The following is a 23,195-nucleotide window of genomic DNA, read 5'->3' as shown; positions in this document are numbered from 1 at the left end:
TCCATCCAACCGCAGCTCAGCCCGCTTCGGGCAGGGCGCCCAGCAGCTTCCACACGGCGGGCGTCAGCTCGGGGTGCTGCAGCGCGATCCGGCGCAGCCGGTGGTACTCCTCGCCCAGCCTGGTGCCCTGCCCGGACGCCGGGTGGCTCGACCACTGCGCGTGCCGCTTGCCGATCGCCTCGTCCAGGTCGACGGCGTCCGCACGCAGGATCAGCACGACCTGCTCGTCGACGGTGGGGAGCGTCGGCATGAACTCCCACGGGTCCTCGCCCTGACGGCTCCGGTGCTCGACGAGCATCGAGATCTCCTCGGCGGCCTCGGCGCGCAGCACTTCGAGGCTGCGCCCGGTCCTGCGGGGCTCAGCCATGGTGCCCCCGCAGCACGCCTGCCATGGGAAAAGCGTACGACACTCCATCGGTCACACTGGACGCGTGACCCTTCGCGACGAGAGCAAGTCCCAGCATCCCCGGGTGGTGGTCGTGTACCTGCTGCGCGACGGCGAGGCAGGCCCCGAGGTGCTGCTGGGAGAGAAGCGCCGTGGCCTCGGCACGGGCCGTCTGGTCGGCCCCGGCGGCAAGCGCGAGCCCGGCGAGTCGGCGGTCGAGACCGCCGTGCGCGAGGTGCGTGAGGAGGTCGGCCTGCGGCTCGACGCGGTCGACCTGGAGGCCCGTGGCACGTTGGACTACCGGTTCCCGTACCGACCGTCCTGGTCCCAGGTCTCGGACGTCTTCGTCTGCCGCCGCTGGCAGGGAGACCCGTCGGGCTCGGACGAACTGGAGCCGCGGTGGATCCCCGTCGACACCGTGCCCTACGACGCGATGTGGGACGACGCCCGCTACTGGCTGCCGGGGGTGCTCGCCGGGGGGAGCGTCCGCGCGCGGTTCACGTTCGCCGAGGACGACGCGACGGTCGCCGGGTTCACCGGGACGGGCGTCGGCGTGGGTGACTAGCGGCTAGCGCGGCTGCTGGGTGCGGGTGCTGCCGGTGCGCGCTTCCTCGGCGGCGGCCATGACGTCGGCGTCGCCGCTCCGGCCGCCCAGGGGCCGCACGAAGAAGTCGATGATGCCGACGACGATCGCGCCGATCATCGAGAACATCGCCCACCCGACGAACAGCCCGGCGGTACCGCGGCCGTCGGCGGGCGCGAGCAGGACGCTCGCGGCGTAGAAGCCGACCGTCAGCACGAGGAACACGACGACGACGGTGATGAGGACGCGGTGCCAGGTGATGCGGGGGTTCATCCGATCAGGATACGCGTCAGCGGCGCCTCACCGGTCCGCGTGCCGGCCGTGCGGCGGCTCGTCCGACGTGTCGGACCGAGCCGGCGCCCTGGAGCCCTCGGTGCGTGGGACGGGACGCGTGCGCGGCCCGGTCCCCGCGCCTCCCCCCACGTGCTCGGCCGTCACGTCGCTCCGCAGGCTCCGCGACGCGCCGGTACCGGCCCGCGTGGGCCCAGGCCGCTGCACCGGGCCGGTGCGGTCCCCGGGGCGCTGCACGGTGATGCGACCGGTCGGCGTCCCGCCGGGCTCCAGGCCGTCGCGACCGCCGGTGAAGACGTCACCGCCGGTGCGGTCGTCCTCCCAGTCGTCGTCCCGCAGCACGCTCAGGGTGCCGGTCTCGGTGGAGGTCAGGCCGTGGCGCTCGAGCTCGGCGTCGCGCTGGGTGCCGAGGAACTCGCGGTTGGCGGTGTTGGCGTCCTGGAACATCGTGGTCCGGCCGGTGACGATCGCCCGGATCCGTCGGCGCTCCCACCACTTCTTGCCGAAGTACATCAGCACCAGGCCGGCCGTGGCGTAGCAGGCCATCGTGATCAGGCCGCGAGCCGGGCCGGGGCCGACGCCGTAGACCTGGTGCTTGATCATGTCGACCATGCTCGAGCCGACGACGACGTTGTTCAGCCAGGCGAAGGGCTCAGGCATGAACCACTTCGGGTAGGCGCCGCCGGACGACGGCATGGACAGGAAGACGAAGCAGATCATCGCGGGTGCGGCGATGAACCGGCCGACGAAGTAGCTCAGGCCGTTCACCGCCAGGCCGATCGCCACGATCCAGCCCCAGGCGATGAGCACGAGCTGGATCCAGTGCCCGTGGATGGCGCCGAGCACGGGCCCGGCGAGCGTGTTCGTGATGAGCGAGATGACGAGGCCGCCGACGACGATGACCGTCATCCGGGTGCGGTGCCGGAGCGGGCCGCCCATGATGCCGATGAACATCGCGACCATGTAGCCGCCGATGCACCACGCGAGCATGACGTACATCGCGACGGTGCCGTACTCGTCCCACGCCGGCAGCGGTGCGAGCTCGGTGACCTTCGGGGTCGCCACGCCCAGGCCGGTCAGCACCGCGGTGAGGGTGGCCGGTACGAGGCTCGCGACCTGGAACTGGTGCGCGCTCGCCTTGAAGAACTCGTTCGCAGCGGGGTCGTACGCGACCGCCATCGAGCCACCCACCACGTCGCGCTTCGCCTGCGCGAGCGAGTCGTACGTGTGGAACACGAACTCGCCGGGCAACGCCTGCTGCACCGCCTGCACGAACGCCGGGTCGCTGCCGATCAGGGCGATCGGGACGTCGTGCGGGTGCGGGGCGTGGAACGCGAAGACGTAGCACAGGCAGAACCCGACGATGAAGAACAGCGGCATCCAGAGCTGCAGGCCGATCAGCTGGAGCGACGGGTGCAGGGTCGAGTACCACCGGCGGTAGGCGCCGTGCTGCTGGGGCGCGGGTACCGGAGCCTGTCGCCGGGGTCCAGAACGCGCGTGCCCGGCGACCTTGCCACCACGACGCGGCTTGGTCCCACGTGCGGAGGGCCGGGTCCCGCGCGGCTTCGGCGGCGTGGGACGGGAACCGCCGGGGCGCTCCGGTCCGTCGTCGTTCCTGGGGACGTCGTTCCGCGGCGTGCTCACTCGGCGCTCTGCTCCTGCTCTCGATCGGAGCGCCAGGATACGCCCGGGGTGCTCAGGAGCGACTGCGCGACGCCTGCGCCGAGTCCATCGCGAGCTCCTCGGCGTCGAGGGTCACGAGCACGCGGCGCATGACCTCCTCGTCGAGGTTCCCCTTCTCCCGCTCCTCGAGCACGATCTCGCGGCGGCGGTCGAGGAGCTCGCGCCGGATGTCCTGGATCTGCGAGCCACGCAGGCGCAGTGCGACGTTCCGCCCCTCGTCCTCTTCTTCTTCGGCGTCCTGACGGAATGTCTCGGCCTGACGCTCGAGTCGCGCCTTCAGCCGGTTGACCACCGAGTCGACGGCCTCCGAGCCGTACTGCTTCGCCCACGCCGGACGCCGCTTCTCGAGCAGCTCGATCGCGGCCTCGGTGGTGCGCTGGTTGAGTCGCATCTCGCTGCGCACGTCCTCCTCGCCCTCGGCGGGGTCCTGCACCTTGAGCGCGCGGATGACGAACGGCAGGGTGAGTCCCTGCAGCAGCAGGGTGCCGACGGTGACGAAGAAAGCGATGATGAAGATCGTGTCCTGTGCCGGGATCTGGGTCGGGCTCGCCACGACGGACACCGCAGCCGCCAGGGTGACCACACCGCGCATGCCCGTCCACGAGATGACGGTGAGCTCCCGCCAGTTGAGCTTCGGCTCGGCGGAACCGCGCATCCAGCGCAGCGAGGGGTGCCCGCGGGACAGCTTGATCCGCAGTGGCCGGAGCCACTTCCCGTTGAAGCGGTTGCGCGCGTAGGACTCGAACACGAACAGCGGCCGCACCAGGATCACGACGCCGAGCACGACGGCCGCGGCGGTGAGGGTCTGCCCGAGACTCCGTTCGCTCTCGACCAGGTCCTGCACGACGGTGTTGAGCTGCAGTCCGATGAGCGCGAACACGAAGCCCTCGAGGATGACGTCGATGCTCGTCCAGAGCGGGCGCTCCTGCAGGCGGGTGGCGTAGCCCTCCTTCGGCGAGTTGTAGCCGATGTACAGGCCCGCCGTGACGACCGCGATGACGCCGGAGCCGGACAGGTCCTCGGCGAGGATGTAGGCGACGAACGGCAGCAGGATGCTCATGATCGTCTCGACCACGGGGTCGTTGATGCGCATCCGGATCCAGTGCACGACGACGCCGAGCACGATGCCGACGACCAGACCGACGCCGATCGCCAGGCCGAAGATGCCGAGGTCCTGCCAGACGGTCAGTGACGTGCCCGCGATGATGAGCGTGAACACCCGCACCAGGGTCAGCGAGGCCGCGTCGTTGATCAGGCTCTCGCCGGACAGCACGGTCATGACGCGGCGGGGGAGTCCGAGCTTCCGGCCGATCGCGGCGGCGGACACCGCGTCCGGTGGGGCGACGATCGCGCCGAGCAGGATCGCCGCCGGCAGCGTCATGTCCGGGATGAGCAGGTACGCCACCCCGCCGACGACCAGGGCGGTGACGATCACCAGGAAGATGCCAAGCCGTCGGATCTGCTTGATCGAGCCGCGGAAGCTCTGCCACGACACGTCGAGGGCCGCCGAGTAGAGCAGCGGCGGCAGGATCACCGTGAGGATGACCTCGGAGTCGATCTCCATCGGCGGCAGCCCGGGCAGGAACGAGGCGGCCAGGGCGACCGCCGTGACGAGCAGCGGAGCGGGGAGCCCCTTGGCCCGGGCGAACCCCGTCACCGCGAGCGATCCGATCAGCAGGATGAGGAGCTCAGCGGTGTCCATGGACGCATTCTCCCATCGGCATGGTTCCGAAGCTGAACGAGTGTGAAGCTGCGGTGAACAACAGGTTGCCGATCAGGTTTGCTCGAAGGGCCGACGCCTGGGACACTTGCCCGCGGTGGACATCACACTCATAGTCGTCCTGGTCATCGCGTTGGCCCTCTTCTTCGACTTCACAAACGGTTTTCACGACACCGCCAACGCGATGGCGACCCCGATCGCGACCGGCGCCATGAAGCCCAAGGTGGCGGTCACCGTCGCTGCGGTGCTCAACCTGGTCGGTGCGTTCCTCAGCACCGCCGTGGCGACGTCGATCTCGCACGGGTTGATCAACGAGGGGCCCGGTGGCGTCGCCATCAGCCCGGAGATGATCTTCGCGGGCCTGATCGGGGCAGTCGTCTGGAACATGATCACGTGGCTCCGCGGGCTGCCGTCGTCGTCGTCGCACGCACTGTTCGGCGGGCTGATCGGTGCCGCGATCGTCGGTGCCGGGTTCCAGTCGGTCAACTACGTCGCGCTGCTGACGGTGGTGATCATCCCGGCGTTCGCCTCGCCCGTGATCGCCGCGCTCGTGTCGTTCCTGTCGACGCGCATCGCGTACCGGATCACGAAGCGTCCGGTGTTCCCGAACGAGCGCGGCGGGTTCCGCATCGGGCAGGTCTTCACCAGCTCGATGGTGTCCCTCGCACACGGCACCAACGACGCGCAGAAGACGATGGGCGTCATCACGCTGACCCTCATCGCCTCGGGCGCGCAGTCGTCGAACCAGGGCGTGCAGTTCTGGGTCGTCGTCGCCTGTGCCCTCGCGATCGCCCTCGGTACGTACACGGGCGGTTGGCGCATCATCCGCACCCTCGGCTCGGGCATCACCGAGATCCGCGCGACGCAGGGCTTCGCCGCCGAGGCCTCGACCGCCGCGACGATCCTCGCCTCCAGCCACCTCGGCTTCGCGCTGTCGACCACGCAGGTGTCCTCGGGCTCCATCATCGGTGCCGGTCTCGGCCGCCGCGGCTCGAAGATCCAGTGGTCGACCGCCGGCAAGATCGTCATCGCCTGGTTCATCACCCTGCCCGCGGCTGCCGCGGTCGGTGCGGTCGCCTCGGGCATCGCCCGCCTCGGCGTCATCGGGCTGGTACTCGACGCCGTGATCGGTGCCGTCGTCATCCTCGGCCTGTACCTGTGGTCGCTCCGCAAGCCGCACGAGCAGGCCTCCGCGATCGAGGTCGACGTCGCCGCGAACGCGGTCCTGACCCGCAAGGAGCTGCGTGACATGCAGCGCAAGAAGCGTGCCGACGCGGTCGCCCAGCGTCGCGCCGAACTGAGCCGCGAGCGCACGCTCCGTCGCATGGCGGCCCGCAAGGGAGGCCGTCGCTGATGGGCATCGACTGGTTTGCCTTCCTCACCGTGGCGCTCGTCGCCGTGGTCTCGTCGTGCTTCGTCGTCGCCGTGTACTCGGTCGGCCTCCGTCTCTGGAGCGCCGCCGACACCCGCGAAGGCAAGTTCACCGTGAAGGACGACGGCACGATCGGCCCGGCCACCGCCGGCTTCCCGAACCCGGCCGGAGCCTCGGCAGCGGCACGTGCGCTCCGTGCCGCGGCCATCGCGTGCTTTGTCGTGTGCGGCGCCGTCGTGCTCTACGGCATCTACCTCATCGTCCCGCAGTTCCACTGACGGGCCCGCTCACCGAGCGAGCAGAAGACGCCGGGCCGCCCTTCGCGACCCGGCGTCCTCTGCTCCCTCGTCGCGCGTGCGCCGCGTGCGCCGCGTGCGCTGCGTGCGCTGCGCGAGCGGGCGAAATGCCCGCGTCTTCGCGCCCAGTAACCCCGCCATCTCGCCCGCTCGCGTCCGGGCGTGACCGCGGGTCGGACGGGAGGCCCGTGGCGGCCTGGCACCGCGCCTCCGGGCCGTCGCGTGGCGAGTGGGCGAAATGCCGGCGTGCGTTGCCGAGGCGACCGTGGCATTTCGCCCGCTCGCGCGGGCGGCGCGTTCTTGGTGAGCAGAAGATGTCGGGTCGCCGTCTGGGACCCGACGTCTTCTGCTCACGAAGTGCGAGCGAGGGCGTCCGGGCGTGCCCGCGGGTCGGACGGGAGGCCCGTGGCAGCCGGGCACCGCGCCTCCGGTCCGTCAGGTGGCGAGCGGGCGGAATGCCGGCGTGCGTTGCCGAGGCGACCGCGGCATTTTCGCCCGCTCGCGCAGGAACGCGCCGGTCCCACCAGTCGCGGCGCGTTCCCGGACCGGCCGGACGGACGGGACTAGCCTCGACGTGTGACCGGCAACGAGGAGGCACTTGTGACGACGACGACGCGGACCGAGAGCGACTCTCTGGGATCACGGGAGGTCCCGAACGACGCGTACTGGGGCGTCAACACGTTGCGGGCGCTGGAGAACTTCCCGATCACCTCCGTCCCGATCGCCGTGTACCCGGACCTCATCGAGGCGCTCGTCACCGTGAAGCAGGCGGCGGCGCGGGCGAACCGGGCGATCGGTGTCCTCGACGAGGAGCGCGCCGATGCGATCGACCGCGCGGCGCAGGAGGTCCGCGACGGGGCGCTCCGCGAGCAGTTCGTCGTCGACGTCGTACAGGGCGGCGCCGGGACGAGCACGAACATGAACACGAACGAGGTGCTCGCGAACCGGGCCCTCGAACTCCTCGGGCGGGAGCGGGGCGACTACGCGTACCTGCACCCGATCGACCACGTGAACCGCAGCCAGTCGACGAACGACACGTACCCGACGAGCATCAAGATCGCGATGATCTTCGGGGTCCGTCGTCTGATCGTGCAGCTCGAAGAACTGTCGGCGGCGTTCGCCGAACGGGGCCGCGCCTTCGCCGACGTGCTGAAGGTGGGCCGGACGCAGCTGCAGGACGCCGTGCCGATGACCCTCGGGCAGGAGTTCACCGGGTTCTCGCACACGATCCAGGAGGACGCGGACCTGCTCCGCAAGGTGATGCCGCTGCTCGCCGAGATGAACCTCGGCGCCACGGCGATCGGCACCGGGATCACCGCGGACCCGCTCTACCGCGACGAAGTCCGTCGACAGCTGCAGGAGGCGAGCGGCATCGACGTCGTCACCGCCCCCGACCTCATCGAGGCGACGAGTGACGCCGGTGCGTTCATGACCCTGTCCGGCACGGTGAAGCGCAGCGCCGCGAAGCTCTCGAAGATCTGCAACGACCTGCGGCTGCTGTCGTCCGGTCCGCAGGCGGGTCTCGGCGAGATCACGTTGCCCGCTCGTCAAGCCGGCTCGTCGATCATGCCGGGCAAGGTCAACCCGGTGATCCCCGAGGTCGTGAACCAGATCGCCTACGCGGTCGCCGGGGCCGACACCACCGTGACGATGGCGGCGGAGAGCGGGCAGCTGCAGCTCAACGCCTTCGAACCGATCATCGCCCACTCGATCCTGCAGTCGCTGCAGTGGATGTCCCGCGGCTGCGCGACCCTGCGCGAGCACTGCGTCGTCGGCATCGAGGCGAACGAGGCGAAGCTCGCGGCCCAGGTCGACACGAACGTCGGCGTCGTCACCGCGCTCACGCCGTACATCGGGTACGCGGCGGCTGCGTCGATCGCGCACACGGCGCTGACCACCTCGACGCCGATCTCGACGCTCGTCGTGGCCGCGGGGCTGATGGAGGAGGACCAGGTCATGCGCGTGCTCAGCCCGGCACGCCTGTCGGGCATCGAGCTGGCGACGGGTGCGATCCCGATCATCACCGAGGAGATGCTGGACGCCGAGGCGCGCAAGCGCTGACGCGGGGCGTCCGTGCCGACAAGCACGCGCGCCCACGCACGCGCGCCCACACACGCCCGTCAGGGCAGCGGCCGCTCGCCCACCCGCACCTGCTGCGCCATCGCCCGCAGGTGCTCCTCGCCCGGGGTCAGCTCGGCGTCCTCTTCCTCGGCTACCCGCGCTGCCTCGGCCCGCACGTGCTGCGCAGCCGCGATGTCCTGGTCCCGCCAGCGCGCGAGCGTGAAGTTCCGCGTGACGTCCCGCAACGGCAGCCGGATCGACTCGTCCGCCTCGATGCCGGCGAGCAGCTGCCGCATGCGGATCACCTCGGAGTCGAGCTCCCCGCCGACCACGAGCACGAAGTTCGAGATGTACAGGTACACGAGCAGCAGGATCGCGCCGCCGAGCCACCCGTAGGCGCGGTTCCCGCCACCGAGGGTCTCCACGTACAGCGCGAACCCCACCGTGGCGATGGCCCAGGTCACGATCGCGAACGCGGCACCGGCCGACACCCACCGCAGCTGCGGGGTCTTCACGTTCGGCGTCGCGTAGTAGAGCACCGCCACCATCACGACGAGGTCGGCCGCGAGCACCGGCCACTTGACCACGTTCCACACGTCGTCGATCCAGGGCGCCCACCCGAGCTGTCGGATGACGGCCTCGGAGATCGTCGGTGTGCCGAGCAGGATGACGATGGCGACGGCACCGCCGACCATGACGAGCAGCGTGACGAGGAGCATCATGCTGCGGAACTTCCAGATCCGCCGGCCCTCCTCGACCTCGTAAGCGGTGTTCATCGCCCGCCCGAACGCCGTCGCGTAGCCGGACAGTGACCAGAGCGTCAGCACGACGCCGATCGTGAACCCGAGCCACGGGTTGTCCAGGGTCAGCAGCTGCCGGAGCGGCCCCTCGAGGTGCTCGGCGGTCTCCGGCCGGACGATGAACCCGAGGACCTCGACGATGTCGGTCAGGCTGTCGCCCTTGCGGTCGACGATGGACAGCGCCGACACGACCGCCAGCGCGGTCGGGAACACCGTCAGCAGCGCGAAGAACGTCAGCGACGCGGCCGCGTCGACGACGCGGTGCCGGATGACCGAGTGGTAGGTGCGCCGGACGACGGCGCGGACTCCGGTCCGCTGGAGGTCGCGCGATGCGCTGTCCGGCATGTGTCGTACGGTACCCGACACGTGCGGTCCTGGAGGCCCGTGGCGGCGCCGCCACGGGCCTCCCGACTGCCTGTTGGTCGCGCTGGTGCGCCGGCAAGACACCGGTGTTCACACTCCGCACCGCGGAACGCGGGTGTTCCACGCGCGAACACCGGTGTTTTGCGGCCCCGACCCCGACCGCCGCCCGAGGTCAGTTGGCGTGCGGGTGCAGGGCGTCGTAGCGGCGGAACGACGGGACCATCCGGAGGAGCAGCGCGACGAGGCCGATGATGAGCACGCCGCCGATGACCGGCGGGTACGCGATGCCGGCTGCGACGACCAGGCCGGCGTACAGGTCGCCGAGCCGCGGGCCGCCCGTGACGACGACGATGAAGATGCCCTGCAGCCGACCGCGCATGCCGTCCGGCGACGCCGCCTGCAGGATCGTGTTCCGGAACACCGAGCTGACGTTGTCCGCGCCGCCGGCCAACGCCAGGAACAGCGCCGCGAGCCCGAGGGCGGGCAGGATCTCCACGCCGAACGCCTCGCCCGAGCGGCCGCCGAGCACGTGCGCCAGCGCGATGACCACACCGAACGCCGCGATCGCCCCGCCGTACGCCGTGATGGCCCAGCCGACGGCCTCACCCTGGCGTCGGACGTGCCCGAGCGGCCCGGAGAACACGCTCGACAGCAGCGCCCCGATCGCGTACGCGGCGGTCAGGGTACCGACGGTGATCGACCCACCGCCGATGACGAGCGCGCCGATCGCGGGGAACAGCACACGCGGCTGCCCGAAGGTCATCGCGATGATGTCGAGCACGAACGTCATCGTGATGTTGCGCGACCGCCGCAGGAACTTCGCGCCCTCGATGAGCGAGCCGAGCCCGGGCCGCAGTGCGTCGTGGTCGGCGGCCATCCGGGGCAGCGTGAACACCCCGAGGAACGCGAACGTGAACAGCACGACGTCTATCGTGTAGGTCGGCGCGAACCCGACGCTCGCGATGAGCACGCCGGCGATCGCCGGACCCACGGTGACCTGGAACCCGGACGCGATCCCGCCCAGGGCGCTCGCCGCGGGCAGCAGGTCGGTACCGACGAGCCGCGGGACGATGGCCGAGCGGGAGGCGTTGCTGACGGTGGCGGCCACGGCGTTGACCGTCGCGAGCAGGTAGAGCAGTGCGACGCTGTGCAGGTCGAGCCAGGCGTGCGTGGCGATCAGGGCGACGGCGACCCACGCGATGATCGACGACACGAGCGCGACGAGCCGTCGGTCGAAGGCGTCCGCGAGCATGCCGCCGTACAGGCCGGCGACGATCATCGGCACGAGCGCGATGACACCCACCAGGGCCACGGCGAACGTCGAGCGGGTGATCTCGTAGACCTCGAGCCCGACGGCGACGGTGGTCATCTGGGTGCCGATGCCGGCGATCGCGGTGCCGGCCCAGAGCCGGGCGAAGGCGGGGGAGCGGCGGAGCGGGGTGAGGTCGGCGAGCAGGCGGCGGCGCGGCGGTGCGGGAGTCGATGGTGTCACGGTGGAACCATTCTGCGGGCTGGACGCTCGTTGCGCGTGCCCGGTGCGTGCTCTGGTTGACTGATCGGCATGACTGACCTGAACAGCAAGCCCGAGTTCGACGCCCCCGAGGGCCCCGCCCCCACCGAGCTCGTCATCACCGACATCGTCGAGGGCTCCGGCGAGGAAGCGTCCGCCGGCTCCACCGTCAAGGTCCACTACGCCGGGGTCGAGTACGAGACCGGCGAGGAGTTCGACAGCTCCTGGAACCGCGGCGAGCCCATCGACTTCCCGCTCGCGGCCCTGGTGCGCGGCTGGCAGGAGGGCATCCCCGGCATGAAGGTCGGCGGTCGCCGCAAGCTCGTCGTCCCGCCGGAGCTCGCCTACGGTCCCGCCGGTGGTGGGCACTTCCTGTCCGGCAAGACCCTCATCTTCGTGATCGACCTGCTCGGGGTCCGCTGATGCAGGTCGGTGCCCCGACGATCGAGCTGAACGACGGCCACCGGTTCCCGGAGCTCGGCCTCGGCACCTACGGCCTGAACGGCGACGAGGGCGCTGCGGCGGTCGGCACCGCGATCGCGAGCGGCTACCGGCTGCTCGACACGGCGCTGAACTACGGCAACGAGGACGCCGTCGGCAAGGCCGTCCGCGAGTCCGAAGTGGCGCGCGAGGACCTCGTCGTCACGTCGAAGCTGCCCGGTCGGCACCACGGCTACGACGAGGCGCACCGCTCGATCGACGAGACCCTCGGCAACCTGGGGCTCGACCACGTCGACCTGTACCTGATCCACTGGCCGAACCCGTCGGTGGACAAGTTCGTCGACACCTGGAAGGCGTTCGTCGACCTCCGCGACAGCGGCAAGGTCCGCTCGATCGGCGTCTCGAACTTCACGCCGGAGCACCTCCGCCGCATCGTCGACTCCACCGGGGTCGCCCCGGCCGTCAATCAGGTGGAGCTGCACCCGTACTTCCCCCAGGCGGAACTGCGGAAGGTGCACCAGGAGCTCGGCATCGTGACCGAGAGCTGGAGCCCGCTCGCGAAGCGGTCGGAACTGCTCACCGAGCAGCCGATCGTCGACGCCGCCGCGGCGCACGGTGTGGCCCCCGGCCAGGTCGTGTTGCGCTGGCACGTCCAGCTCGGTGCGGTGCCGGTGCCGAAGTCGGGCGATGCCGCCCGCCAGAAGGAGAACCTCGACGTCTTCGGCTTCGAGCTGACCGACGACGAGGTGCAGGCGATCTCCGCGCTCGAGCGCGGTCGTCTGTGGGACGGCGACCCGGACACGCACGAAGAGATGTGACTCCGACGCGACCCTTCGGGGACAGCGGGGCTCCCGGTGGGCAGTACACTGGTTCCCCCTCTTCCCGAAGGGTTGCGTGTGTCCGAACCGACCGAGATCGACCGTGAACGCGGCTACGTCGACGGCCTCTTCCGTCGTCTCGACGAGCTGACCGCCGAGGCCGAGCAGCGCCTCGCCGAGACCCGCCGACAGGCGGTCGGCGGGAACCACCAGAGCCGCAGCGAGCGCGATGCGTACGCCCGGCTCTACGAGGACACCGTCGCGACGCTCGAGCGGGTGGGGGACCGTCTGGTCTTCGGCCGGCTCGAGGTCGCCGAGCCCGACAACCCCGACGACACCTTCCGGTACATCGGCCGGGTGGGGCTGCGCGACGCCGAGCACCGGCCGCTGCTGCTCGACTGGCGCGTCCCCGGCGCGAGCGCCTTCTACCAGGCCACCGCAGCGCACCCGATGGGCATGCGGTCCCGTCGGCACCTGTCCCTGCAGGGCCGTCGCGTGGTCGGCGTCGAGGACGAGGTGTTCGACGCCTCGCTCTACGACGACGAGCGCACCCACCTGCAGGGCGAGGGGGCGCTGCTCGCCGCGGTCACCGCCGAACGCACCGGCCGGATGACCGACATCGTCGCGACGATCCAGGGCGAGCAGGACCGCATCATCCGCTCCCCGCTCGAGGGCGTGCTCATCGTGCAGGGCGGCCCCGGCACCGGCAAGACCGCCGTGGCGCTGCACCGGGCCGCCTACCTGCTCTACTCGTACCGCGAGCGGCTGCGGGGCTCCGGCGTGCTCATGGTCGGCCCGTCCCCGGCGTTCCTGACGTACATCGAGCAGGTGCTCCCGTCGCTCGGCGAGACCGGTGTGGTGATGGCGTCGCTCGGGTCGCTCTACCCGGGCGTGCACGCGACGACCCACGACTCCCGCGACGTCGCCGCCGTGAAGGGCGCAGCGCAGATGGCGTCACTCCTTCGGCGGGCGGTGCGCTCGCGCCAGGTCGTGCCGACCGAGTCGGTCACGCTCGACGTCGAGGGCGAGCGGCTCGTCGTGCCGCCGCAGCTCGTCGCCGACGCCATGAAGCGTGCGCAGGACCGCGGCAAGCCGCACAACGCCGCCCGCGTCACGTTCAACAAGACCGCCCTCGACGCGATGACCCGCCTGCTCGCCGAGCAGCTGCGGGAACGCGGCACCACGGTGGACGAGGCCGACGAGAAGGTCCTGCGCGAGGACATCCGGAGTTCGTACGACGCCCGCGTGCTGCTCAACACCGCGTGGCTGCCGCTGCCGCCGGAGAAGTTCCTCGAGGACCTCTACGCCCGGCCGAACTGGCTCGCCTCGCTCACCCCCGACTGGACCCCGGAGCGCCGAGCCCTGCTGCAGCGCGCCCGAGGTGCAGCCTGGACCGTCGAGGACGTCCCCCTGCTCGACGAAGCCGCCGAACTGCTCGGCCCGTTCGACCCGACCGGCGGCGCCGCCAAGCGCGCGGCGAAGGCCAGCCGGAACCGCGACATCGAGAACGCCCGCCAGGCCATCGAGAACATGGGTGTCGAGGGCATCGTCAGCGCCGAGCAGGTCGCCGGCTCGTTCGCCGAGGGCGGCGACCCCCGCTCCACCGCCGAGCGCGCCGCCGACGACCGCGAGTGGACCTACGGGCACATCGTCGTCGACGAGGCGCAGGAGCTCTCGCCGATGCAGTGGCGCGTGCTCGCCCGCCGCAACCCGCTGCGCTCGTTCACGATCGTCGGCGACATGGCGCAGGGCTCCTCGCCGGGTGCCGCACGCACCTGGGACGACGTCATCGGGGCGCTCGCCCGTCGCCGACGCGGCCGTGCGCCGCAGGTGCCGCTCGACCACCGCATCGAGCAGCTCACGGTGAACTACCGCACCCCGCGCTCCATCGTCGAGGCCGCCGGGGCCTTCGCGGACAGCGCCGGCCTCACCGTCACCCGCAACGAGGCCGTGCGCGACGGCGACCCGGTCGAGCGTGTCCGCGTCGCCCGGGCCGACCTGCTCGACACCGTCGTGGCGGTCGCCGACGCCGAGCGTGCCCGGATCGGCTCCGGCACCATCGGCGTCATCGTCCCCGAGTCCCAGGTCGACGCGGTCCGGCAGCGGCTCGCCCGCACCGAGGCGGACGTCCGGGGGCTCGCCTCGCCGAACGCCGGCTCGCTCACGGTGCTGACGGGTGCGGACGCCAAGGGCCTGGAGTTCGACGGCGTGCTGCTCGTCGACCCGGACGGCGTGGGCGCCGACGCCGCCCGTGCCGCCGCCGCGGTGTACGTCGCGATGACGCGTCCGACCCGTCGCCTGACGGTCATCGACGTCGACTGACGGTGGTGCGCGCGTCCCCGCGCGCTTCGTGAGCAGGAACGGTCGGCTGCGTCGGTCCCACGCGACCGTTCCTGCGCACGATCGGTGGGTGGTGGCGTCACCGCGGGGCGGACGGGAGGCCCGGTGCGGGCCCGCCACGGGCCTCCCGGCTCAGGTCGGGTCGCCCTCGGAGCGCACACGCGCGACCAGGTCGGCCCACGGACCGTCGAGGCGGCGACCCGGGATCGTCACGGTGGTGCGCTCGACGGTGATCGTCCAGCTGAAGTCGTCGGGGACGGGGGCTGCCGTCGGCGCCGGGGTGCGCTGCAGCGCATCGACGACCTCGGACCACGCCGTGGGGTCGCTGCTCGTGTCGGTGTCGACCCGCCAGCGCCGTGTGGTGCCAGCGAAGCCCCCGGTGCGGCGGACCTCGATGCGCATGCCCTCGACGCTACGCCCGGGTGGTGCGGTCAGTCGAGCACGCCCACGCGCTGCCAGGCCTGGCGCACCGCGGTCTGCTCGGCCGAGCCGTCCCCGAACCGCCGCCCGGCCGCGTCGACGGTGACGGTGGCGAAGCCCGCGAAGTCGATCGAGGCGGTCACCTCGGGCGACGTCAGGGCGTCCCACCAGACGGCACCGGCGCCCAGCCACGCGGGGCCGCCGATCGCCGTGGCCGCCAGGAAGAACGCGTGGTTCGGGATGCCGGAGTTCGTGTGGACCCCGCCGGCGTCGTCCGTGGTGTCGACGAACCCGGCCATGGTCGCCGGTTGCGGGTCCTTCCCGAGCACCGGGTCGTCGTACGCGGTGCCGGGGGCTCGCATCGACCGGAGCGCGTCGCCCTGCACAGCGTCGGTGAACAGCCCCTCGCCGATGAGCCAACTCGCCTGCTCCGCCGTCTGCCCCGCAGCGTACTGGGCGACCAGGGAGCCGAAGACGTCGCTGATCGACTCGTTGAGGGCGCCCGACTGGCCCTGGTAGGTCAGGTCGGCGGTGTACTGCGTGACGCCGTGCGCGAGCTCGTGGCCGATGACGTCGAGCGCGACGGTGAAGCGGCGGAACACCTCGTCGTCGCCGTCGCCGAACACCATCCGGTTGCCGTCCCAGTAGGCGTTGTCGTAGTCCTGGCCGTAGTGCACGGTCGCGTCGAGGGGGAGCCCCGCGCCGTCGATCGACACCCGGTCGAACACCTCGAGCCAGAAGGCGTGCGTGGCGCCGAGGCCCGCGTACGCCTCGTCGACCGCGGCGTCACCGGAATCGGCGTCGCCCTCGCGCCGGACGACGGTGCCGGGCAGCGTCGTGGTGCCGCGCGCGTCGGTGATCGTCCGCTGCGGGGAGCGGTCGACGGCGCCGCTGACGCCGCGCGGCGCGACCAGGTGCTCGTGCTTCGGCGCCTGCACGGCGTCGAGCGAGGCCAGTGCGGTGCGTGCCGCCGAGGCCGCCCGTGGGAACGCATCGGCGTCGGCGACGGCGCGGAGCAGGTAGGGCGGGACGACGGAGCGGATGCGGTCGGTCGCGGTCATGCGGACATGCAACCACCGGGCACCGACACGGCCCTGCGCGGGCTGTCGGGCGGCGGCGGTCAGTCGCGCTTGCGGTGCTCGACGAGGGCCAGCGCGTACGACTCCCACCACTGGCCGGCCGCGGGGCCGCCGTTGCAGGTGCCGTCGCTGAGCCCCGGCGTCTTCACCCAGAGCAGGGCGTCGAGCCGGGTGCTGCCGCCGGTGACGTGCGGCTCCTGGCCGAGGCCGGCGCCCTCGGGGTTGCACCAGGTTCCCCGCCACCCCTGCCCGTTCCGGGAGACGTCGATGACGAAGTGCGGGTCACCGCCGATCGCGTCGGCGAGCTCGTCGGCGTACGCGCGCTCCTGGTCGACGCGGTAGAAGTTGGACACGTTCGTGAAGAACCCCTGCACCTCGTCGACGCCGGCCTGCCGCAGCCAGTCCGCCATGGTGGCGGTCGGCACGCGGTTCTCGTTGCCGCCGTCCAGGTACACGGTGAGCCCGTGGCCGGTCAGCGCGTCGACGGCCTTCCGCAGCAGGGGCAGGCGCTCGTCGCGCAGCCGCTCGCAGTTCTGGATCTGCGCGATCGAGTCGGGTTCGACGAGCACGACGGCGTGTGAACCGGCCATCGCACGGACGGCCGACCGGACCCACGGCAGGTAGGCGTCGTCCGCGGTGCCACCCTTCGAGTAGCTGCCGCAGTCGCGGTCCGGGATGCTGTAGAGGACGAACACGGGGGTGCCGCCACGTTGCTTCGCCGTGCTGACCACCGACCGGATCGTCGAGCGGGTCTCGGCCTGCGAAGTGTTCGTCAGCCAGGTCGCGATCGGCTGGTCGGCGATCACGGCGATCTGCTCGGCGGTCGCGGCGTCGCCGGCGGCCCGTGCCTGTCGCTCGCGGATGCTGGCCTGGTTCACGGCGGTCGGCTGGCGCGCGAGCCCGCCCGGGAACGCCTCGGCGGCGGACTTCCGCTCGGCGACGGTGCGCCCGCTCGGGGTGCCGTCGCCGTCCGGCTGGCCGCCGTTCCACGGGCCGACGACCACGAGCGTCGTGACGACCGCGGCGACGGCGACGGCGGCGACGGCGATCCACCCCCACTGCCGCGGGCCGCCGGTGCGGCTGCGGCGTGGGGTGCTGGGTGCCTCGTGCTCCGGCATGCTGCGGTGCTCCTGATCTGCCCGTGCGGTGTCGGTGGTGTGGGCACCGATCGCGCCCCGACCCATGCTGGCAGGTGCGGGGGAGTCCTGACCAGCGCCGAGCCCGATCCCCCAGGAGTCGTACCGCCGCCTGACAGGAGCGCTCCAGCGACCGGCCAGGACCGTGCCGCACACTGTCCGGATGTTCCGTCGACTCCTCCTCCTCGCCCTGACCGCGGGCTACGCCTGGGTGATCTGGCGGATGACGCTGACCCCGCAGGTCTTCACCTCGGCCCAGAACTCGCTCGTGCTGCACGCGATCGCCTGGGTGCAGCAGCTGCCGCACGGTGCGTGGTTCACGTACGAGCGCACCGAGTTCCTCGCCAACATCGCCATGTTCGTGCCGGTGGGGGTGCTCGCGGCGCTGTGGCTGCCCCGGCGCTGGTGGATCCTCGGCGCGCTCGTCGCGGTCGCGCTGTCCACGGGCATCGAGTTCGCGCAGGCCACCTACCTGCCGTACCGCGTCGCGGACCCGCGCGACGTGCTGTCGAACGGCCTCGGCGGGCTGCTCGGCGCGACGCTGGTCGGACTCGTCCGCAGTCTGCTGCCGGAGCGTCGCCGCCGACGCCGTCTGCACCCCAGGACCGCCTAGGACTCTGGTAGTCTTGTGCGGTTGCCGTCGAACGGCCGCGGACAAAGAGCGCTCGTGCATCAGGCACGGGCACCGCGCAACGGACAGGAAGGGGATCACCATGGCACTTGACGCACAGGTCAAGCAGGAGATCATCGAAGAGTACGCGACCCACCCGGGCGACACCGGATCCCCCGAGGTCCAGGTCGCCGTTCTGACGCGTCGTATCAACGACCTGAACGAGCACCTCAAGGAGCACAAGCACGACCACCACTCGCGTCGTGGCCTGCTCCTCATGGTCGGTCAGCGTCGCCGTCTCCTCGGCTACCTCTCCGACGTCGACATCGCCCGCTACCGCACGCTCATCGAGCGCCTCGGCCTGCGTCGCTAGTCGACCGACACACGCTTGACCGAACGCCCCGGACCTCTTCGCGAGGACCGGGGCGTTCGTCGTTCCCGGGGCGGTCGACGCTCGGCGGGGCCCCGTTCAGTCCGCGCGCCGTCCTCGGTCGGTCACGACGCCGGTCGCGAGGCCGGTCGCGAGGCTGGTCACGACACGTCGCCCGCGCTCGTCCCGCGGTTACAGTTCGTCGGCTACCGCGGTCCCAGGCGACACTTCGTGACCGCTCCGCAGTCAGCGCGCGGGGAGTCGTGACCGATCGGCACGCCGCTCGACGGCGGGAATGGTTGTGGCGGTGACCCGGTTGGATGCTATGTTCATGCAAACGCATCGAAAGTCGGGAAGCATCATGACCACCATCGCCGTCGTCTCCGCCGGACTCTCCGAGCCCAGCTCCACCCGCCTGCTCGCCGACCGTCTGGGCGAGGCCGCCGTGGCGTCGCTCGTCGCCGAGGGCACCCCGGCACACGTCGTGCACGTCGAACTCCGGCCGCTCGCGCACGAGATCACCGATGCGATGCTCACCGGCTTCGCGGCCCCGGCGCTCTCCGCAGCGATGGCCGCCGTGGTCGAGGCCGACGCCGTCGTGTTCGTCACGCCGATCTTCACCGCGGGCGTCAGTGGACTGGCGAAGTCGTTCCTGGACGTGCTCGACAAGGACTCGATGGCCGACATGCCCGTCCTGCTCGGGGCCACCGGCGGGACCTCGCGGCACTCCCTCGCGATCGACCACGCCCTGCGGCCCGTCTTCGCGTACCTGCGCGCGGCGATCGTGCCCACCGGGGTCTTCGCCGCGACCGACGACTGGGGGACCGACGGTGACGCGGCCGCCCTGGACGGTCGCATCCGCCGGGCCGGAGCCGACCTGGCCTGGGCGATCCGGGCCTCCAGGCGGGCCCCGCAGGAAGCCGACGCGCTCCCCGCGACCCCGGACTTCGCGAGCCTGCTCGGCGGCCTCGGCCACTGACCGCGGTCGACCCCTGGCTCAGTACCAGTGCGGGTTGACGCTCATCTCGTGACCCCACGCCCCGCAGGGTGAGCCGTAGGCGCTCTTGATGTACGCGAGTCCCCAGTCGATCTGCGTGTTCGCGTTGGTGCGCCAGTCGGCTCCGGCGACCGCCATCTTCTCGGCCGGCAGCGACTGCGGGATGCCGTAGGCACCGCTCGAGGAGTTGAGGGCGTTCGCCCGCCACCCGGACTCCTGCGTCCAGAGCGACACCAGGCACGAGAACTGGTCGGAGCCCCACCCGTACGACCCGAGCGCGCTCCGCGCGTAGGCCTGTGCGGCCGCGGGGTCCACGGCGACGCCCCCGGTGCTCGGGTAGGACGAGCCGGTGCCGCCGCTGGTCGCGCCGCCGCTGGAAGCGCTGCTGCTGGCGTTCGCGGCGTTCGCGTTCGCCGCCGCCTCGGCCGCCGCCGCTGCGGCCCGCTTGCGCTGCTGCTCCGCCTTCTGCGCGGCGACCCGCTGGCCGAGCTCGTACCCGGCCTCCTGCTTCGCGGTGCTGTCCTTGAGCGACGCGAGCTGTGCGTACAGCTCGTCGCTGTGCTGCTCCGTCGACTCGACGGCGGCGTCCGCGGCCTGTTCCGCCGACTTCGCCGCGGCCGAGCGTTCCTCGGCCGCCTGCGCGCGCGTCGCGCGTTCCGTCTCGGCCCGCTCGGCCTGCTCGTGCAGCGAGGACGCCGTGCCGGCCGCGACGGACGCCTCGTCCATCACGCCGGACCAGGTCTCCGACAGCTGGTCGAGCGCGCCGAGCTGGTAGAGCAGCTGGTCCGGGTTCTTCGCGGTCGCGATGCGGGTGGTCATCTGGTTCGTGCTGCCGTCGCGGTACAGGTTCGCGGCCAGTTGGCCGGCCCGCTGCTGGGCCCGGTCCGCCGTCTCGCTCGCGTGCTGCGCCTGGGCCTGGAGGCTCGTGGCGGCCTGGGTGGCCGACGCCAACTCCGACTCGGCCGCGTCCGCCTTCGACGAGGCCACCAGGGCGGCCTGTGACTTCGCGGCTGCTTCGTCCTGCGCCGACTGCAGCGCGGCCTGCACCTTCTGCACCTCGGTGCGCTTCGCGGTCTCGTTGCCCTTGGCGCGCTGGACGTCCTGCCACGTGGGGTACTCGGTGGCGTTCGCGGGGGCAGCGGTCAGGGCCGGGGCGACGAGCGCGCCGACGACCACGGCGGCCGCGACGAGCACGCCCCGCGAGGGGGTGAAGCGCATGTCGGCAGGCTACCGATGTTCACCAGGAGTCCAGCGAGCCGCGCCGCCGACAGCCTGAGGACTGGTAAAGTCCATCGTGTCCGAGGACTCATTCCCCGGATGTCACACACAACACTGCGCAGGCCGGGCACGGAGCTGGTCATCGGTGGTGGCTCGCGGGCCGGAACGGTTTCCCGAGTGCTTCTACTGCTGGCCAGACATGCGTCCGGAACGATCGGCGCGCACGCACCATCGAGTGCCGTCGCCATGGCCTGCCGGAAACACATCAAGGAGGCGCCCTTTTGGAGGGTCCCGAGATCAAGTTCGCCGAAGCCGTCATCGACAACGGCAAGTACGGCAAGCGCACCGTCCGGTTCGAGACCGGTCGGCTCGCACAGCAGGCCCAGGGCGCGGTCGCCGCGTACCTGGACGAGGAAACGATGCTCCTCTCGGCCACCAGCGCCGGCAAGCACCCGCGTGAGGGCTTCGACTTCTTCCCGCTGACCGTCGACGTCGAGGAACGCTCCTACGCCGCCGGCAAGATCCCCGGTTCGTTCTTCCGTCGTGAAGGCCGTCCGTCGACCGAGGCCATCCTCGTCTGCCGTCTCATCGACCGGCCGCTGCGTCCGTCGTTCGTCGACGGCCTCCGCAACGAGGTGCAGATCGTCATCACCGTCCTGAGCATCGCTCCGGACGAGTTCTACGACGCGCTGGCGATCAACGCCGCGTCCGCGTCGACGCAGATCTCCGGTCTGCCGTTCTCCGGCCCGATCGCCGGTGTGCGCCTCGCGCTCATCGGTGACCAGTGGGTCGCGTTCCCGAAGGCCTCGCAGCTCGCCGACGCCGTGTTCGACCTGACCGTCGCCGGTCGTGTCGTCACGGACGAGGCCGGCAACGAGGACGTCGCGATCATGATGGTCGAGGCCGAAGCCACCGAGCACGCCTGGGACCTCATCCAGGGCGGGGCCACGAAGCCCGACGAGGCCATCGTCGCCCAGGGTCTCGAGGCGGCGAAGCCGTTCCTCAAGTCCCTCGTCGACGCGCAGGCCAAGCTCGCCGCGCAGTCGGCCAAGGAGATCCAGGACTTCCCGGTCTTCCCGCCGTACGCGCCCGAGGTCTACTCGGCTGTCGAGGCACTCGCGCTCTCCGAGCTCGGTGACGTCTACAAGATCGCTGCCAAGACCGAGCGTCAGGACGCCGACGACGCGCTCAAGTCGCGCGTCAAGGCCGCCATCGCGGAGCAGGTCACCGCGGGCTCGCTGCCCGAGGTCGCCAACTCGCAGGTCAGCGCCGCCTACAAGTCGGTCACGAAGAAGGTCGTCCGCGGCCGCATCCTGACCGAGCAGATCCGCATGGACGGCCGCGGCCTCGCCGACATCCGTCCGCTCGACGCCGAGGTCGCCGTGATCCCGCGCGTCCACGGTTCGGCGATCTTCCAGCGCGGCGAGACGCAGATCCTCGGCGTCACCACGCTGAACATGCTCAAGATGGAGCAGCAGATCGACTCGCTGTCGCCCGTCACGAAGAAGCGCTACCTGCACCACTACAACTTCCCGCCCTACTCGACCGGTGAGACCGGCCGCGTGGGTTCGCCGAAGCGTCGCGAGATCGGGCACGGCTTCCTCGCCGAGCGCGCCCTCGTGCCGGTGCTGCCGTCGCGTGATGAGTTCCCCTACGCCATCCGTCAGGTCTCCGAGGCGCTCAGCTCCAACGGCTCGACCTCGATGGGTTCCGTCTGCGCCTCGACCCTCTCGCTGCTCAACGCCGGTGTGCCCCTCAAGGCCCCGGTCGCCGGCATCGCGATGGGCCTGGTCTCCGACACCGTCGACGGTCAGACCCGCTACGCGGCCCTGACCGACATCCTCGGCGCGGAAGACGCCCTCGGCGACATGGACTTCAAGGTCGCCGGTACCTCGGAGTTCGTCACCGCGATCCAGCTCGACACCAAGCTCGACGGCATCCCGTCGACGGTGCTCGACGCGGCGCTCAAGCAGGCCAAGGAGGCCCGCTCGGCCATCCTCGGTGTGCTGAACGAGGCCATCGACGCCCCCGACGAGATGGCGGACACCGCTCCTCGCGTCATCTCGGTGCAGATCCCCGTCGACAAGATCGGCGAGCTGATCGGCCCGAAGGGCAAGACGATCAACGGCATCCAGGACACCACCGGTGCCGACATCTCGATCGAGGACAACGGCACCGTCTACATCGGCGCCGTCGACGGTCCGTCGGCCGAGGCCGCTCGTGCCCAGGTCAACGCGATCGCCAACCCGACCAACCCGGAGATCGGGGACCAGTTCCTCGGCACCGTCGTGAAGATCGCCACCTTCGGCGCCTTCGTGTCGCTGCTCCCGGGCCGTGACGGTCTGCTCCACGTCTCCGAGGTGCGCAAGCTCGCCGGTGGCAAGCGTGTCGAGAACGTCGAGGACGTCCTGGGCGTCGGCCAGAAGGTCCTGGTCGAGGTCACCAAGGTGGACGACCGCGGCAAGCTGTCGCTCGCGCCGGTCGTGGCCGACGAGACCGAGGGTGACTCCACCTCGGCCGAGACGGTCCGCGCCCACGCCGAGGACCCGGCCGAGGGCTGATCCTCCTCCGCGTCCTGACGCACGAACGGCCGCCGTCCCTTCCGGGGCGGCGGCCGTTCGCCGTTGCGGGGCGTGTGTGCGTGTTGGCCGCGCGTGCTTTCGCGGTCAGCGACACCTCACGGGCACGGCGCCGCGTGAACT

Annotated in this window: 21 protein-coding genes; 11 read left to right on the top strand and 10 right to left on the bottom strand. The window is 71.3% G+C overall.

Going from position 1 to position 23,195, the window contains the following annotated elements:
- Positions 1-16 precede the first annotated feature (16 nt).
- Positions 17-367, bottom strand: coding sequence for a tryptophan synthase subunit alpha (locus tag BIU89_RS05225; protein ID WP_027464736.1), 351 nt, complete (start codon positions 365-367; stop codon positions 17-19).
- A 64-nt stretch (positions 368-431) separates the two neighbouring features.
- Between BIU89_RS05225 and BIU89_RS05220 the strand changes: the two genes are divergently transcribed.
- A complete protein-coding gene (locus BIU89_RS05220; RefSeq protein ID WP_175474970.1) occupies positions 432-950 on the top strand; it encodes an 8-oxo-dGTP diphosphatase in 519 nt (172 codons plus the stop codon).
- A gap of 3 nt (positions 951-953) precedes the next feature.
- Here the strand turns inward: BIU89_RS05220 and BIU89_RS05215 are convergent, their stop codons facing one another.
- From BIU89_RS05215 to BIU89_RS05205, 3 genes are read right to left on the bottom strand one after another with little or no spacing between them, the layout of a single operon-like run.
- The gene (locus tag BIU89_RS05215) at positions 954-1,241 is read right to left on the bottom strand and encodes a hypothetical protein (RefSeq protein ID WP_027464737.1); all 288 of its coding nucleotides are present in this window, start codon (positions 1,239-1,241) and stop codon (positions 954-956) included.
- Positions 1,242-1,268: 27 nt separating this feature from the next.
- Complete coding sequence (locus tag BIU89_RS05210; protein WP_071245014.1) at positions 1,269-2,903, bottom strand: ABC transporter permease; 1,635 nt, start codon at positions 2,901-2,903, stop codon at positions 1,269-1,271.
- 52 nt (positions 2,904-2,955) lie between these two features.
- Positions 2,956-4,644 carry a cation:proton antiporter gene (locus BIU89_RS05205; protein WP_071245013.1) on the bottom strand — a complete coding sequence of 563 codons (1,689 nt, stop codon included), beginning with the start codon at positions 4,642-4,644 and terminating at the stop codon, positions 2,956-2,958.
- A gap of 115 nt (positions 4,645-4,759) precedes the next feature.
- Between BIU89_RS05205 and BIU89_RS05200 the strand changes: the two genes are divergently transcribed.
- The 3 genes from BIU89_RS05200 to BIU89_RS05190 all read left to right on the top strand — a co-directional run bounded on the left by BIU89_RS05200 (position 4,760) and on the right by BIU89_RS05190 (position 8,391).
- A complete protein-coding gene (locus BIU89_RS05200; RefSeq protein WP_035807670.1) occupies positions 4,760-6,016 on the top strand; it encodes an inorganic phosphate transporter in 1,257 nt (418 codons plus the stop codon).
- Positions 6,016-6,312 carry a hypothetical protein gene (locus tag BIU89_RS05195; RefSeq protein ID WP_027464739.1) on the top strand — a complete coding sequence of 99 codons (297 nt, stop codon included), beginning with the start codon at positions 6,016-6,018 and terminating at the stop codon, positions 6,310-6,312. Before BIU89_RS05200 ends, BIU89_RS05195 begins: the two co-directional genes overlap by 1 nt.
- A 594-nt stretch (positions 6,313-6,906) precedes the next feature.
- Positions 6,907-8,391, top strand: a complete 1,485-nt coding sequence (locus tag BIU89_RS05190; protein ID WP_071245012.1) for an aspartate ammonia-lyase — start codon at positions 6,907-6,909, stop codon at positions 8,389-8,391.
- A 59-nt stretch (positions 8,392-8,450) separates the two neighbouring features.
- Here the strand turns inward: BIU89_RS05190 and BIU89_RS05185 are convergent, their stop codons facing one another.
- Positions 8,451-9,536: a YihY/virulence factor BrkB family protein gene (locus tag BIU89_RS05185; RefSeq protein WP_051596533.1), complete on the bottom strand. Its 1,086-nt coding sequence runs from the start codon at positions 9,534-9,536 to the stop codon at positions 8,451-8,453.
- Positions 9,537-9,726: 190 nt separating this feature from the next.
- Positions 9,727-11,046 (bottom strand): MFS transporter, encoded by a 1,320-nt coding sequence (locus BIU89_RS05180; RefSeq protein WP_083404173.1) that lies wholly within the window; start codon positions 11,044-11,046, stop codon positions 9,727-9,729.
- A 69-nt stretch (positions 11,047-11,115) separates the two neighbouring features.
- Between BIU89_RS05180 and BIU89_RS05175 the strand changes: the two genes are divergently transcribed.
- The 3 genes from BIU89_RS05175 (at position 11,116) to BIU89_RS05165 (ending at position 14,645) form a co-directional block, all read left to right on the top strand.
- Positions 11,116-11,487: an FKBP-type peptidyl-prolyl cis-trans isomerase gene (locus BIU89_RS05175; RefSeq protein WP_173035534.1), complete on the top strand. Its 372-nt coding sequence runs from the start codon at positions 11,116-11,118 to the stop codon at positions 11,485-11,487.
- Positions 11,487-12,323, top strand: a complete 837-nt coding sequence (locus BIU89_RS05170) for an aldo/keto reductase (RefSeq protein ID WP_071245011.1) — start codon at positions 11,487-11,489, stop codon at positions 12,321-12,323. Before BIU89_RS05175 ends, BIU89_RS05170 begins: the two co-directional genes overlap by 1 nt.
- A 78-nt stretch (positions 12,324-12,401) precedes the next feature.
- Positions 12,402-14,645: a HelD family protein gene (locus BIU89_RS05165; protein WP_254791497.1), complete on the top strand. Its 2,244-nt coding sequence runs from the start codon at positions 12,402-12,404 to the stop codon at positions 14,643-14,645.
- A gap of 150 nt (positions 14,646-14,795) precedes the next feature.
- Here BIU89_RS05165 and BIU89_RS05160 read toward each other — a convergent pair whose 3' ends face one another.
- From BIU89_RS05160 to BIU89_RS05150, 3 genes are read right to left on the bottom strand one after another with little or no spacing between them, the layout of a single operon-like run.
- Positions 14,796-15,065 carry a protealysin inhibitor emfourin gene (locus BIU89_RS05160; RefSeq protein WP_071245009.1) on the bottom strand — a complete coding sequence of 90 codons (270 nt, stop codon included), beginning with the start codon at positions 15,063-15,065 and terminating at the stop codon, positions 14,796-14,798.
- 29 nt (positions 15,066-15,094) lie between these two features.
- Entirely contained in the window at positions 15,095-16,144 is a 1,050-nt protein-coding gene (locus tag BIU89_RS05155; RefSeq protein ID WP_071245008.1) for a M4 family metallopeptidase, read from the bottom strand.
- Between the two features lie 59 nt (positions 16,145-16,203).
- On the bottom strand, positions 16,204-17,280 hold the full coding sequence (locus tag BIU89_RS05150) for a glycoside hydrolase family 6 protein (RefSeq protein ID WP_175474969.1): 1,077 nt from the start codon (positions 17,278-17,280) through the stop codon (positions 16,204-16,206).
- A gap of 181 nt (positions 17,281-17,461) precedes the next feature.
- Here BIU89_RS05150 and BIU89_RS05145 point away from each other — a divergent pair, with 181 nt between their 5' ends.
- The 3 genes from BIU89_RS05145 (at position 17,462) to BIU89_RS05135 (ending at position 19,257) form a co-directional block, all read left to right on the top strand.
- Positions 17,462-17,911, top strand: coding sequence for a VanZ family protein (locus BIU89_RS05145; protein ID WP_035807673.1), 450 nt, complete (start codon positions 17,462-17,464; stop codon positions 17,909-17,911).
- A gap of 100 nt (positions 17,912-18,011) precedes the next feature.
- Complete coding sequence (gene rpsO / locus BIU89_RS05140) at positions 18,012-18,281, top strand: 30S ribosomal protein S15 (protein ID WP_017885935.1); 270 nt, start codon at positions 18,012-18,014, stop codon at positions 18,279-18,281.
- A gap of 358 nt (positions 18,282-18,639) precedes the next feature.
- Positions 18,640-19,257 (top strand): CE1759 family FMN reductase, encoded by a 618-nt coding sequence (locus BIU89_RS05135; protein WP_071245007.1) that lies wholly within the window; start codon positions 18,640-18,642, stop codon positions 19,255-19,257.
- A gap of 18 nt (positions 19,258-19,275) precedes the next feature.
- Here BIU89_RS05135 and BIU89_RS05130 read toward each other — a convergent pair whose 3' ends face one another.
- Entirely contained in the window at positions 19,276-20,493 is a 1,218-nt protein-coding gene (locus BIU89_RS05130) for a coiled-coil domain-containing protein (protein ID WP_071245006.1), read from the bottom strand.
- A gap of 281 nt (positions 20,494-20,774) precedes the next feature.
- Here BIU89_RS05130 and BIU89_RS05125 point away from each other — a divergent pair, with 281 nt between their 5' ends.
- Positions 20,775-23,054, top strand: coding sequence for a polyribonucleotide nucleotidyltransferase (locus BIU89_RS05125; RefSeq protein WP_017885932.1), 2,280 nt, complete (start codon positions 20,775-20,777; stop codon positions 23,052-23,054).
- The last annotated feature ends 141 nt before the right edge of the window (positions 23,055-23,195 follow it).

Origin of the sequence: Curtobacterium sp. MCBA15_005 (assembly GCF_001864855.1) — a bacterium.
GTDB classification, from domain to species: Bacteria; Actinomycetota; Actinomycetes; order Actinomycetales; family Microbacteriaceae; genus Curtobacterium; species Curtobacterium flaccumfaciens.
Note: the sequence above shows the minus strand (reverse complement) of the source record. Positions and strands in the feature narration are given on the sequence as shown.

What these genes read in the sequence shown, in the direction of transcription:
- BIU89_RS05225 (WP_027464736.1), bottom strand. Translation starts at nt 367, where the DNA reads ATGGCTGAGCCCCGCAGGACCGGGCGCAGCCTCGAAGTGCTGCGCGCC.
- BIU89_RS05215 (WP_027464737.1), bottom strand. Translation starts at nt 1,241, where the DNA reads ATGAACCCCCGCATCACCTGGCACCGCGTCCTCATCACCGTCGTCGTC.
- BIU89_RS05205 (WP_071245013.1), bottom strand. Translation starts at nt 4,644, where the DNA reads ATGGACACCGCTGAGCTCCTCATCCTGCTGATCGGATCGCTCGCGGTG.
- BIU89_RS05195 (WP_027464739.1), top strand. Translation starts at nt 6,016, where the DNA reads ATGGGCATCGACTGGTTTGCCTTCCTCACCGTGGCGCTCGTCGCCGTG.
- BIU89_RS05185 (WP_051596533.1), bottom strand. Translation starts at nt 9,536, where the DNA reads ATGCCGGACAGCGCATCGCGCGACCTCCAGCGGACCGGAGTCCGCGCC.
- BIU89_RS05175 (WP_173035534.1), top strand. Translation starts at nt 11,116, where the DNA reads ATGACTGACCTGAACAGCAAGCCCGAGTTCGACGCCCCCGAGGGCCCC.
- BIU89_RS05170 (WP_071245011.1), top strand. Translation starts at nt 11,487, where the DNA reads ATGCAGGTCGGTGCCCCGACGATCGAGCTGAACGACGGCCACCGGTTC.
- BIU89_RS05160 (WP_071245009.1), bottom strand. Translation starts at nt 15,065, where the DNA reads ATGCGCATCGAGGTCCGCCGCACCGGGGGCTTCGCTGGCACCACACGG.
- BIU89_RS05155 (WP_071245008.1), bottom strand. Translation starts at nt 16,144, where the DNA reads ATGACCGCGACCGACCGCATCCGCTCCGTCGTCCCGCCCTACCTGCTC.
- BIU89_RS05150 (WP_175474969.1), bottom strand. Translation starts at nt 17,280, where the DNA reads ATGCCGGAGCACGAGGCACCCAGCACCCCACGCCGCAGCCGCACCGGC.
- BIU89_RS05145 (WP_035807673.1), top strand. Translation starts at nt 17,462, where the DNA reads ATGTTCCGTCGACTCCTCCTCCTCGCCCTGACCGCGGGCTACGCCTGG.
- rpsO (WP_017885935.1), top strand. Translation starts at nt 18,012, where the DNA reads ATGGCACTTGACGCACAGGTCAAGCAGGAGATCATCGAAGAGTACGCG.
- BIU89_RS05135 (WP_071245007.1), top strand. Translation starts at nt 18,640, where the DNA reads ATGACCACCATCGCCGTCGTCTCCGCCGGACTCTCCGAGCCCAGCTCC.
- BIU89_RS05130 (WP_071245006.1), bottom strand. Translation starts at nt 20,493, where the DNA reads ATGCGCTTCACCCCCTCGCGGGGCGTGCTCGTCGCGGCCGCCGTGGTC.